The 11,255-nt window shown below is 58.0% G+C and carries 11 protein-coding genes and 1 riboswitch; of the genes, 6 read left to right on the forward strand and 5 right to left on the reverse strand.

All coding sequences use genetic code 11. The features are described 5' to 3' along the window. Positions 1-6: 6 nt before the first annotated feature. Positions 7-1,005, reverse strand: coding sequence for a sirohydrochlorin chelatase (locus tag Q8O73_RS14830; protein ID WP_305558942.1), 999 nt, complete (start codon positions 1,003-1,005; stop codon positions 7-9). A gap of 185 nt (positions 1,006-1,190) precedes the next feature. Between Q8O73_RS14830 and cbiB the strand changes: the two genes are divergently transcribed. Further along, complete coding sequence (gene cbiB / locus Q8O73_RS14835; protein ID WP_305558943.1) at positions 1,191-2,267, forward strand: adenosylcobinamide-phosphate synthase CbiB; 1,077 nt, start codon at positions 1,191-1,193, stop codon at positions 2,265-2,267. Here the strand turns inward: cbiB and rfaE1 are convergent. Both rfaE1 and Q8O73_RS14845 read right to left on the reverse strand, forming a co-directional pair. Beyond that, complete coding sequence (gene rfaE1, locus Q8O73_RS14840) at positions 2,264-3,733, reverse strand: D-glycero-beta-D-manno-heptose-7-phosphate kinase (protein ID WP_305558944.1); 1,470 nt, start codon at positions 3,731-3,733, stop codon at positions 2,264-2,266. The two genes, cbiB and rfaE1, sit on opposite strands and share 4 nt — an antisense overlap. A 17-nt stretch (positions 3,734-3,750) precedes the next feature. Further along, positions 3,751-4,344, reverse strand: coding sequence for a D-sedoheptulose 7-phosphate isomerase (locus tag Q8O73_RS14845; protein WP_305558945.1), 594 nt, complete (start codon positions 4,342-4,344; stop codon positions 3,751-3,753). A gap of 270 nt (positions 4,345-4,614) precedes the next feature. Here Q8O73_RS14845 and Q8O73_RS14850 point away from each other — a divergent pair, with 270 nt between their 5' ends. After that, on the forward strand, positions 4,615-5,856 hold the full coding sequence (locus Q8O73_RS14850; RefSeq protein WP_305558946.1) for a hypothetical protein: 1,242 nt from the start codon (positions 4,615-4,617) through the stop codon (positions 5,854-5,856). A gap of 30 nt (positions 5,857-5,886) precedes the next feature. Here Q8O73_RS14850 and cobT read toward each other — a convergent pair whose 3' ends face one another. After that, on the reverse strand, positions 5,887-6,912 hold the full coding sequence (gene cobT, locus Q8O73_RS14855; protein ID WP_305558947.1) for a nicotinate-nucleotide--dimethylbenzimidazole phosphoribosyltransferase: 1,026 nt from the start codon (positions 6,910-6,912) through the stop codon (positions 5,887-5,889). A 129-nt stretch (positions 6,913-7,041) separates the two neighbouring features. On the opposite strand from cobT, the gene cobS reads away from it, so the two are divergent. Both cobS and Q8O73_RS14865 read left to right on the forward strand, forming a co-directional pair. Further along, a complete protein-coding gene (gene cobS, locus Q8O73_RS14860; RefSeq protein WP_305558948.1) occupies positions 7,042-7,908 on the forward strand; it encodes an adenosylcobinamide-GDP ribazoletransferase in 867 nt (288 codons plus the stop codon). 7 nt (positions 7,909-7,915) lie between these two features. Beyond that, positions 7,916-8,527 carry a histidine phosphatase family protein gene (locus Q8O73_RS14865; protein WP_305558949.1) on the forward strand — a complete coding sequence of 204 codons (612 nt, stop codon included), beginning with the start codon at positions 7,916-7,918 and terminating at the stop codon, positions 8,525-8,527. On the opposite strand, the gene Q8O73_RS14870 is transcribed toward Q8O73_RS14865, so the two are convergent. Continuing rightward, positions 8,524-9,222, reverse strand: coding sequence for a hypothetical protein (locus tag Q8O73_RS14870; protein WP_305558950.1), 699 nt, complete (start codon positions 9,220-9,222; stop codon positions 8,524-8,526). The genes Q8O73_RS14865 and Q8O73_RS14870 overlap by 4 nt on opposite strands. A gap of 154 nt (positions 9,223-9,376) precedes the next feature. Beyond that, a riboswitch (cobalamin riboswitch) is annotated at positions 9,377-9,587 on the forward strand. 60 nt (positions 9,588-9,647) lie between these two features. On the opposite strand from Q8O73_RS14870, the gene cobU reads away from it, so the two are divergent. Beyond that, the gene (gene cobU / locus Q8O73_RS14875) at positions 9,648-10,181 is read left to right on the forward strand and encodes a bifunctional adenosylcobinamide kinase/adenosylcobinamide-phosphate guanylyltransferase (protein WP_305558951.1); all 534 of its coding nucleotides are present in this window, start codon (positions 9,648-9,650) and stop codon (positions 10,179-10,181) included. Positions 10,182-10,211: 30 nt separating this feature from the next. Further along, positions 10,212-11,252, forward strand: coding sequence for a cobalamin biosynthesis protein CobW (cobW, locus tag Q8O73_RS14880; RefSeq protein WP_305558952.1), 1,041 nt, complete (start codon positions 10,212-10,214; stop codon positions 11,250-11,252). Positions 11,253-11,255: the final 3 nt, after the last annotated feature.

An 11,255-nucleotide genomic window follows, 5' to 3' on the forward strand; every position in this document is an offset into this window, starting at 1 on the left:
CGCCAATCAGGAACCGGTCGCCTTGTGCGCCGGGGGATGGTCATGATCATGATGGTCATGGCTGTGATCGTGGTGATCATGGGAATGCCCGTGACCATGCCCATGAGAATGCCCATGCCCGCCATCGGTGCCAATCCCCATCACATGATGATGATGGCCGACTTGCGGGGTGGCAACATCGTCTTCATAGCCGATGATCTGTTCACGATATTTGCAAAGCTGACAGTTCATATTGTTATCGCCGCTGTCGATTTCGGCCAGACGTTCGGCAAAACTTTCCAGAACCAGCGGATGATCGGAAAGATAGCTGGCCTTGATAAACTCGACATCGGGAAATTCGCCTGCAACTTCGTCGGCATGATCGTAAATGCGGTCAATCAGAATGCCGACAAACAGGAAATAGGGGAAAACAACAACCCGCTTGTATCCCAGCTTCATCGCCTCGCGCAGACCGGCATTGACGCGCGGATGGGCCACTCCGGAATAGCTGATTTCAACCCGCGCAAAACCCATGCCTTCCTGAAGCATCCGCGCCACTTTATATACATTGGCATTGGCATCCGGGTCATTGGTGCCGCGCCCGACCACCATCAGCAGGGTTTCCTTGCGGCTGATGCTGTCATCGGCACCGGCAAGGGCTTCCTCGATGCGGTCTGCCGATGCCTTGAGCAATTTCGGATCAATCGCCAGATCGCGGCCATATTTGACCTCGATATCCGGGTTGGCATGGGCGAAATTATTGACCTCGCTCGGCAGGTCGTTTTTGACGTGACCGGCGGCAAACAACATCCCCGGCAGGGCATGAATTTTTTTGTGGCCGCGTGCTTTCAGCTTTTCAAAACCGTCGCGCAGGATCGGATGGGCAAATTCCAGAAAACCGCTTTCGACATCGTATCCGGCCAGATGGGTCTGTTTCATCTTTTCAACCATGGCGTTGAACTGTGAAACCGCGCGTTCATCGCGCGAACCGTGACCGCAAATCATCACCGCGCCTTTGTAAGACATAAAAGGCTGCTCCTTTTTCTCTCTCTTTGATGGTGCAAACAGGCAAACCCGATCCGCCTGTGCCCCCGATGCCATCCCCGTTTTCCCCGATTGGTCCCCGGAATGCAAGCGAACCCTTATGAAGCTTGGGCATAAATTATGACGGATTTGCAAAACCGGCTTTGATTTCGGGGTGTTGCCGCTGTTTGGGCGCTGCAATCGCTGTTGACCTTGCCGGTAACGCGCCGCATCTTGCGGCAATGGAAAACAGTCTGACCCTTTTTATGCTCTCTGAACCGGCCTTTGGCGCGACGCTTGCCACCATCATTGTGGCGGCCCTGTTGCTTGATGCGCTGTTTGGCGACTTTCCGGTGCTGTTCAGGTTGGTGCCACATCCGGTGGTGATGATCGGCAATCTGATTGCGGCGCTGGAAAAACGTCTGAACAAACCGGAAAAATCAAACCGCGAACGGTTCTGGCGCGGCGTGATTCTGGTTGTGCTGGTGCTGCTGGCGGCGGGAATGGCCGGGCTGGCGGTTAAAATCATGTCGCATCTGGGGGCCATCGGGGTGTTGCTTGAAATCCTGCTGGTCGCGGTTCTGGTCGCGCAACGCGGGCTTTATGATCATGTGATGGCCGTGGCGACTGGCCTGCGCGATGGCGGCATAGCCGGTGGCAGGCGGGCGGTATCGATGATTGTCGGGCGCGATCCGCGTTCGCTTGATCAGGCTGGTGTGGCACGGGCGGCGATTGAAAGCTGTTCGGAAAATTTCTCGGACGGGGTGGTCGCCCCCCTGTTCTGGTATGTGGTGCTCGGCCCGGTCGGGATCTGCCTTTACAAGGCGATCAACACGATGGATTCCATGATCGGCCATCGCAATGCCCGTTATCTGTATTTCGGGCGCTGTGCCGCCCGCCTGGATGATGTTGCCAATCTGATTCCGGCCCGTCTGGCCGGATTGCTGATTTGTCTGGCGGCCACACTGCGGGGCGGGGCGGCGGCGGGCAAGGGGGCCTGGCGCATTATGTGGCGCGATGCCGGCAAACACAAATCCCCCAATGCCGGATGGCAGGAAGCCGCAATGGCCGGTGCCCTTGGCCTTTCACTGGCCGGGCCGCGTTATTATGGGGACGAGTTGGTCAATGACCCCTATATCGGCGATGGCCGTTCGGCGGCAACCCACAGCGACATTTTCCGCTGCTTGCGGATTTACAGGGTCGCCTGTGTGCTCAATGGCGCATGGGCGGTGGCGTTGGGGATTGTGCTGATGATTTGGGCTTAAGGTTTTTTATGCATCCGGGCAATGGTCGATGTGGTTGAAAACCCGTCGGCCAGTTGCGCCAGAACCACCTTGCCGCCATAGGCCTGCACAATATCGGCCCCCACCACCTTGTCGATGGTGTAATCCGCGCCCTTGACCAGAATGTCGGGTTTCAAGGCCTCGATCACCTTAAGCGGCGTATCGTCCCCGAAAATCACCACACCGCTGACGGTTTCAAGCGATCCCAGAACGGCGGCCCGTGCGGCTTCGGATTGCACCGGGCGGCTTTCACCTTTCAGCCGTTTGACCGAGGCATCGGAATTCAGCCCGACCACCAGCCGGTCACAATTGGACCGTGCCTGTTGCAACAGGCTGAGATGGCCCGGATGCAGCAAATCAAAACAGCCATTGGTAAAGCCGACCTTGTATCCCTTGCGCCGCCAGCGCTCCACCCGGTCCACCATACGGTCCACCGGCATCAGTTTGGCCTCGCCAATCATCAGGTCATGATGATGCAGGATCGACACCAGTTCATCGGGATAAACAATCGCCGTGCCGATTTTGCCAACCACAATGCCGGCGGCAACATTGGCAATGCGCGCCGCATCGGCAAGGCCAATCCCCGCCGCAATGGCAGCGGCCAGACAGGCGACCACCGTATCGCCCGCACCCGACACGTCATAAACCTCACGCGCTTCGGTTGGCAGATGGATGGCATCGCCGTTTTGCGGCACCAGCGTCATGCCATCCTGACTGCGGGTCAAAAGAACATTTTCAATGCCGCAATCAGTGATGATCTTGCGCGCAGCAGAAATCGCATCGTCATCGCTGCGCACCGCAATGCCGGTGGCGGCTTCGGCCTCGGCCCGGTTCGGGGTGACGATGGTCGCCCCGCGATAGATGCTGTAATCCGTTCCCTTGGGATCGACAATCACCGGAATCTTGGCCTTGCGCGCCGCGGCAATCGTCGCGCTGACCACGGCCGGGGCCAAAACGCCCTTGCCATAATCCGACAGGATAACAGCGGCGACTTCGGGGATCAGTTGGGCGGCCAGATCACCAAGACGGGCGATGGCATCCGTACCGGGGGCCGTTGTGGTTTCGTTATCAGACCGTAATAATTGCTGGCCGCTGGCGATAAAGCGGGTTTTGATCGTGGTCGGGCGGTTGCGTTCGATCTGGATATAGGGTTCAACCCGTTTGTCGCGGGCGACAAATTCCATCACCTCGCGGCCCGGCGCATCATCCCCCACCAGCGACAGAAACCACACCGATGCGCCAAGGGCGGTGGCATTGCGCACCACATTGCCCGCCCCGCCCAGCATGGCGTTTTCGCGTTCCACCCGGATCACGGGGATCGGCGCCTCGGGCGAGATGCGCGTGACACTGCCATAAACAAACCGGTCCAGCATGACATCGCCAAGGCACAGAATCCGGGCATTGGGCAAATCTTCAACCAGTTGCGCAAGGTGGCTCAGATCGGTCATGATTGTCAGGCTCGTCTTCAATAAGGGGAATTGGTGGTCAGGCCCAGCTTGTGTTCCAGCGCCCCGACCAGCATATGCCCCAACAGGATATGCATTTCCTGAATGCGGGCGGTGGTGTTGGACGGCACAATGATCAACGGATCGCATAATTGCGTCATCTCGCCGCCGGTGCGGCCAGACCAGCCGGTCGCAATCAGGCCCGTTTCGCGGGCCTTTTGCAGGGCAAGATTGACGTTCTTGCTGTTGCCTGATGTGGAAATGCCAATCGCGACATCGCCGGGTTTGCCCAGGGCCTCGATTTGGCGGGCAAACAAATGATCAAACCCGAAATCATTGCCAATTGCGGTCAGGGCCGAACAATCGGTGGTCAGGGCGATGGCGGCAAGGGCGCGGCGATCATGCACATAGCGCACTGCAAATTCGGTGGCGAGATGTTGCGCATCGGCAGCCGATCCGCCATTGCCAAAAAACAACAGTTTGTTACCCGCATTCAACGCATCGGCGCAGATATCGACCAACCGGATAAAAGAGTCGCGGGTGGCGTCGCGCGTGCTGTTGATCAGGGCGAAATGGTCGTCAAACTCGTCGTCAAAAAAGGCATTGATATCCATAAGGAGGCTCTTTTGTTTCAGGCGATTTTTTGTCAGGGTATCAGGATTGTGGCGGGTGAAACTAGCACCTCCTTTGGGATAACGCCATGCCTTATCAAACCCCGGGCGGCCAAAGCGCCAAAAGGGTTTTTCCGGGACACAAGGTTGAAATTCATAAAATTTATTCGACAATATCCTGGTGTTGGATACATAAGCTGTTAACAGGATTTGCTTATCTTGATGGATAGGGGCAGGCACCGGGTCTGACCCGCAGGAGAATTGACCGGATCAATGTCTGAAAGCACACTGCCATCCCCCGAAGCCTTTCTGGTGGACTATGTCCGGCGGCTGGAACGTCGCACCCAGGGGGTGGGGGCCATCCATGTGAATATCTCCAAGCTGGAGGCATTTAACCGGCGGGATCATCATGTGCGCACGGCGGTTGCGGCGTTCGAGGAACTGGTGCCGGTCGTCACCGGGCGGCTGTTTACCCTGTCCAATCAGGATATTATCTTTATTTTTGATGCCGCCCTGATCGACGAAGTCAATTCGGCCATTTTCCGCCTGAAATTCCTGTTTAACGATGATCCGCTGATCAGTGGCGGCATCAAATCCGAAGACGGCGAAACGACGCTGGGCTTTACCGACTATTTCGACCTTGAACAGCAATACAAGGATTTCCTGCATCTCACACAGACGATGGTGCGGACCAATGCGGTGCGCACCCGTCTTTCCAGTCAGGCCGCCGCCCGTCACAATGACGATCCCGCCCAGGAAGAACAGGGTATTCCCCTGACGCCGAAAATTCTGGGTCGCATTGATGAAAGCCTGCGCCGGGCGGATTTGTCGAACATGATGCGCCGTCAGGCGATCTGTGCCGTGGTCGGCGATGCCCAGCCAACCCCGGTCTTCCATGAATTGTTTATCTCGATCCGCGATTTGCAACACACATTGTTGCCCGATGTCGATGTCCTGTCCAATCGCTGGCTGTTTCAGCATCTGACCGAAATTCTGGACCGGCGGATGTTGGCGCTGTTATCGCGCACCAACGATACCAGCGTGTCGGGATCGGTCAGCATCAATCTGAATGTTTCGACCGTGCTGTCGCCCGATTTCCTGACCTTTGACAGCAATGTCAAGGCCGGGCAGCGCGGCACCATCGTGCTGGAATTGCAAAAGATCGACATTTTTGCCGATCTGGGGGCCTTTTTCTTTGCCCGCGATTTTTGCCGGGATCGCGGATATCGCATCTGTATTGATGGTATCAGCCACCTGTCTCTGCCCTATATCGACCGGACCAAGCTGGGCATTGATATGATCAAGATGATGTGGGCCCCGGAAATGGAATCCCTGCCCGAAGAGGCCCTGGCCGATATCCGCCGTTCGGTCGCGGAATCGGGCGAAACCCGGGTGATCATGTGCCGCTGTGATGATGAACGCGCCATCAAATTCGGCCATTCGGTCAATATCACAATGTTTCAGGGCCGCTATGTCGAACAATTGCTAAGCGAAACCGCCCGGACCAAAAAATAAGGCCACCGGTCAGGGTCCTGACGTGGCCTGTCAGTTTTGGCTGACTCCGGCCTTGTCAAAGGTGGCCATGCCGGTATGGCATTCGGCCGCCGCGCGCAACAGCGGAATGGCAAGGGCGCCGCCCGATCCTTCGCCCAGCCGCATGCCAAAATCCAGCAATGCGGTCTTGCCCAGTTTGTCGATCAGTTTGCGATGCCCCGGTTCGGCTGAAATATGCGCAATCATGCAATGATCAAGGGCACCGGGGCGGGCCACGGCCAGAATGGCGGCGGCGGCACAGGACACATACCCGTCCAGCAACACCGGAACGCGCAAAAACCGGGCGGCAAGAATGGCCCCGGCCATCGCGGCAATTTCGCGCCCGCCGACATAGCGCAGAACATCAAACGGATCGCGCATCTGATTGCGATGCAAGATGATGGCATCGCCGACGACACGGGTTTTGCGGGTCAGGGTTTCATCATCAATCCCGGTGCCGCGCCCGGTCCAGACGGCGGCGGTTTCGCCGAACAAGGCATGGGCGATGGCGGCGGCCGATGTGGTGTTGCCAATGCCCATTTCACCGGGCACAAACAGATCAAGGCCGGGTTCAATCGCACTCATGCCAAAGGCCATGGCTTCGGCGCAATCATTGTCCTGCATCGCGGCTTCGCGGGAAAAATCATTTGTCGGGATTTCAAGGGCGACTTCCATCACCCGCAATTCGGCATCGACCGCCTTGCAAATCTGGTTGATCGCCGCCCCGCCATTGATGAAATTTTCTACCATCTGTTGATTGACCGTCACCGGAAAGGCCGAAACGCCCTGGGCGCAAACACCGTGACTGCCGGCAAAAACCGTAACGCGCGCGCGCGAGACAATCGGTTTGGGGCGGCCCTGCCATCCGGCAAGCCACAGGCTGATTTCTTCCAGACGGCCAAGCGACCCTGCCGGTTTGGTCAGATGCGGTTCGCGTTCGGCAACAAGGGTGCGGGCCTCCTCATCCGGGCCGGGCAAATCGGCCATCAGGGCACGGATGTCGTCAAGAGTCTGCGGCGGATGTTTGGGATCAAGCATGGGTTTCTCCGAAATCTGGCGCAGCGCGGACCGGCAGGGCAAAATCATGTCAGGCGATGGCGCTTGGCTTATGCTGCTGTCATGATTAAGCTGAACCGCCGAAAAATGCCAGTTTGAATATGGGATGTCATGACAGATCATCGTTATAATGATTCCGAAACAAGTGATGTCTCCCAAGACGTTAGCGGCAGAATGCCGCCCGATATGCCATCCGAGATACCGATGGATCTGGTCGCGGATTTCTGGCGTGCGCTGGTTTTGCTCAGCCGGGTGCCGGTGGCGGTACAGGGGGATTTTCGCCCGCAGATGATTGCGAGGTCGGTCTGGTGCTGGCCGCTGGTCGGACTGTTTTTGGCCGGGATCGCGATTGTGCCTGCCACCCTTGCCGGGCTGGCGGGCTTGCCATCAATGATTGTGGCGATTGTCGCATCATTGGCGCTGGTCCTGCTCAGCGGGGCAATGCACGAAGACGGCATCGCCGATTGCGCCGATGGTTTTGGCGGCGGGGCGGATCGGGACGGCAAACTGGCGATCATGCGCGACAGCCGGATTGGGTCTTACGGCGTGGTGGCGCTGATTTTTGTCTTTGCCTTGCGTCTGGTGTTGCTGGGGGCGGCGGCGGATGCCGGGGCCGCGGCGGTGATCCTGCTTGTCGCCGCGATGGGATCACGGGCCGCCATGCCGGTTGTGATGATGTGGCTGGATCCGGCCCGGCCCGATGGTCTGGGCCGTAGCGCCGGTCGACCCGGTATCAAATCCGTGGCCGCCGGTCTGGGCATCACCGCCCTGTTGACCCTGATTTTGGCCGGAATTTGGGGGATGCTGGCAGTGCTGCTTGCCCTGATTGTCGCGGCCGCAGTTATGGGCGGGATCGCCCGCCAGCAAATCGGCGGTCACACTGGCGATGTTTTGGGTGCAACCCAGATTGTTGCCGAAATTTTCATTCTGCTGGTGTGCAGTATGATGCTGGCCCATCCAGTGTTTTGGGGGGGGTAAACATCCTGTGGCACAGGTGCAAAATACCCGCTGGTGGCTGATCCGGCATGCGCCGGTGATCAATCCCGACCGGCTGGTCTATGGCCGTTCCGATATGAAGGTCGATCTGGCCGATGTCAAAAGCCTGCGTTCGTTGGCCCGGCATCTGCCCAAAGATGCGGTGTGGCTGACCAGCCATTTGTCGCGCAGTCTCGATACCGCCCTGTGTCTTTTGGAAATCAGGGGCGAGGACATCACCCCGATCCGCGATAATGCCCTTGCCGAACAGCATTTCGGTTTGTGGGAAAAACGCCGCTGGCAGGATCTGCCCCAGGGCGAAACCACCCGTTTCTGGACCGATTTCGCTCGACAGCACCCGCCGCAAGGCGAAAGTTTTGCCGATGTCGTGCATCGGGTCGGGCCGGTGATTGACGCGATGACCGGTTATTGGGCCGGGCGCGATATTGTCGCCGTCGTGCATGGTGGCACGGTGCGTGCCGCCCTTGCCCGCATGTTGGGATTATCGCTGGAGGCGGCCCTGGCCTTCCATGTCGATACGCTGGGTCTGACACGGGCGGAATATCTGGCGAGCGATACCCAGCCGGGATGGCGGGTAACCGGGGTTAATCTGCGCTATTAACAAGAAACGCAATCGGCAAACCGGGTCGGCATGCCGGTTGTTTTGGGGGCGGACCGCGCCGCGCCCAAAATCGACAGATACTGGTCAATATCATCGGTGGACAGCGCCATCCGACGTGCCAGCCGGTCCAGATCCTGCAAATAGGCCTTGTAATAATCAATCGGGCGGCTGCGCGATTTGCCGCGCAAGCGGGTCGTTTCAACAAAATCGGCTCTGAAATCATCGCTTTCGATGACATCAATAATCGTGTCGTCCAGAATGGCGGCCCGCAATCCGCCAAACCGTTTGTCACAGGCCGACAACATTTTGCTGGCCGTCGGGATTGAAATGCCGGGCTGCCCCAAAATCCGGGACATGGCGGCATCATTCAGGTCGGCGGGCGCAAAAAGCTGTACCAGCGATGACAGGTCGCGCACCAGCAGCGACAGGGCATTGATGCGCACCCCGCGAAAATGAACCCATAAAATGGCGGCAATCAGGCCGAAATCGGGATTGTGGCCATAAATATCGCGGACATCATGGCGGCTCAGGGTGATGTCGCCATCCTGTGTATAATGATCCAGAAAAGCGGTAAAGCGCATGTCCCTTTCCGGCAACCGGTCGAGCAATCCCGTCCACATGTCGCGACGCGATGTGGTTTGCCAGCGCAAATCCTGCTGGTTCATCAGGCGGTCCATATGATCGGATAGGGGCATGGGACTGGCAACTTTGGCAGTGAAGGATGCACAACAAGGGTATGGTGGTTGAAAGAAAGGGCGGTCTCAAGAAGTCAATTCTGACAAATACTGACCTTTGGCCGGGGTATGGCGCAGAGGCATGGCGCAGATCAAAAGGCTCTTTTGACGCACGAACAAAGCTGCTAGGGTCGGCGCGCCGTATGGTGATGGGAAATCCGGTGCGATGCCGGTGCTGCCCCCGCAACTGTAACGGGATGGGTCCTTCTGGGGATGGCGTTGCGGCGCAATCCCCGGCCACCGGAATGATCATCTGATGATCGCCGGGAAGGCGAAGGACTGTCACGCCCGAAGCCAGGAAACCAGCCAACGGTGCCGATGGATGTGATGCATCCCGGCTGTCGCAACGCGGTTTCGGGCGGAAACCTTGGCGGAGGATAAGGGCAATGGCCCAAAATGACTTGCCGCGCGGGATCGGTTTGATTCTGGGCGGGACACGATCCGGCAAAAGCCGGTTTGCCGAAAACCTGATTATCGGTGCCGGGGGCGGCGTTTATATCGCGACAGGTCGCGCTTGGGACGATGAAATGGCCGACCGCATCGCCCACCATCGCAACAATCGCGGCCCTCTGTGGGATACCGTCGAAGAACCGCTGGATCTGTGTGGCGTCCTGCAATCGGCAGGGGCGCAAAACCGGCCTGTTCTGGTCGATTGCCTGACATTGTGGCTGACCAATCTGATGCTGGATGATCGCGATATCGCGTCCGAATGCCGGGCATTGTGCGATCTTTTGCCAGAATTGCCGATGCCGGTCCTGCTGGTATCAAACGAGGTCGGCATGGGCATTGTGCCCGAAAACGCCATGGCACGCGCCTTTCGCGATCATGCCGGGCGCTTGCATCAAAATATCGCCGCCCTTGCCGATCACGTCACCCTGATTGTGGCGGGCATTGCCGTTCCGGTCAAACCGGCCCCTTAATATAATATCTCTCAGACAAGGACGATTATCATGGCTCAGACGGGCAAAATTCCTGCAACAGTCATCACCGGATTTCTCGGTGCGGGCAAAACCACCATGATTCGCAACATGCTGGAAAATGCCGGGGGCAAACGCATTGCCCTGATCATCAATGAATTTGGCGATCTGGGAGTGGACCGCGAAGTCATCACCGGCTGCGGCATTGCCGGTTGCGCCGATGATGATGTGATTGAACTGGCCAATGGCTGCATCTGTTGCACGGTGGCCGATGATTTTCTGCCAACCATCCGCCAATTGATCGATCGCGACACGCCGCCTGATCATATCGTGATCGAAACATCTGGTCTGGCCCTGCCCAAACCCTTGGTCAAGGCGTTTAACTGGCCGGAAATCCGCTCGCGCGTCACGGTCGATGGCGTGGTGGCGGTGGTGGATGCTGCTGCTGTGCGCGACGGGCTGTTTGCCCATGATCCGGCGGCGGTGCAGGCCCAACGCGAAAACGATGACAGTCTGGATCATGACAGCCCGCTTGAAGAATTGTTTGAAGAACAACTGCATTGCGCCGACATGGTGGTTCTCAACAAGATGGATTTGCTCTCAGACGATGAACGCGCCACGGTCGAGGCTGGCATTCGCGCCGAACTGAACAAACCATCGGTCAAAATCATCGCCACCCAACAGGCCCGCATCGATAATGCGGTATTGCTGGGATTGGCAGCGGCGGCCGAGGATGATCTCGACAGCCGCCATTCCCATCATGATGACGGTCACGACCATGATCATGATGATTTTGACAGTTTCGTTGTGCAACTGGATGTGATTGCCGATGTGGCCGCCCTTGAACAGCGCCTGATTGCGGTGGTGCGCAACCATAATGTTTTGCGGATCAAGGGTTTCCTTGATCTTCCCGGCAAACCGATGCGCCATGTGGTGCAGGGGGTCGGTGAACGGTTTTCGCGGTATTTTGACCGGGCATGGCAGGATGGCGAAACCCGGCGCTCCGAACTGGTGGTGATCGGCCTGCACGGGCTGGATCGTGCCGCGATTTCGGCGGCGATCAGGGCCGCCTGATAT

The organism is Thalassospira sp. (assembly GCF_030690045.1).
Taxonomy (GTDB): Bacteria; Pseudomonadota; Alphaproteobacteria; order Rhodospirillales; family Thalassospiraceae; genus Thalassospira.

Coding starts and splice junctions, on each gene's coding strand:
- Q8O73_RS14850 (WP_305558946.1), top strand. CDS start 4,615: ATGTCTGAAAGCACACTGCCATCCCCCGAAGCCTTTCTGGTGGACTAT.
- rfaE1 (WP_305558944.1), bottom strand. CDS start 3,733: ATGACCGATCTGAGCCACCTTGCGCAACTGGTTGAAGATTTGCCCAAT.
- cobS (WP_305558948.1), top strand. CDS start 7,042: ATGACAGATCATCGTTATAATGATTCCGAAACAAGTGATGTCTCCCAA.
- cobU (WP_305558951.1), top strand. CDS start 9,648: ATGGCCCAAAATGACTTGCCGCGCGGGATCGGTTTGATTCTGGGCGGG.
- Q8O73_RS14830 (WP_305558942.1), bottom strand. CDS start 1,005: ATGTCTTACAAAGGCGCGGTGATGATTTGCGGTCACGGTTCGCGCGAT.
- Q8O73_RS14870 (WP_305558950.1), bottom strand. CDS start 9,222: ATGCCCCTATCCGATCATATGGACCGCCTGATGAACCAGCAGGATTTG.
- Q8O73_RS14845 (WP_305558945.1), bottom strand. CDS start 4,344: ATGGATATCAATGCCTTTTTTGACGACGAGTTTGACGACCATTTCGCC.
- cobT (WP_305558947.1), bottom strand. CDS start 6,912: ATGCTTGATCCCAAACATCCGCCGCAGACTCTTGACGACATCCGTGCC.
- cobW (WP_305558952.1), top strand. CDS start 10,212: ATGGCTCAGACGGGCAAAATTCCTGCAACAGTCATCACCGGATTTCTC.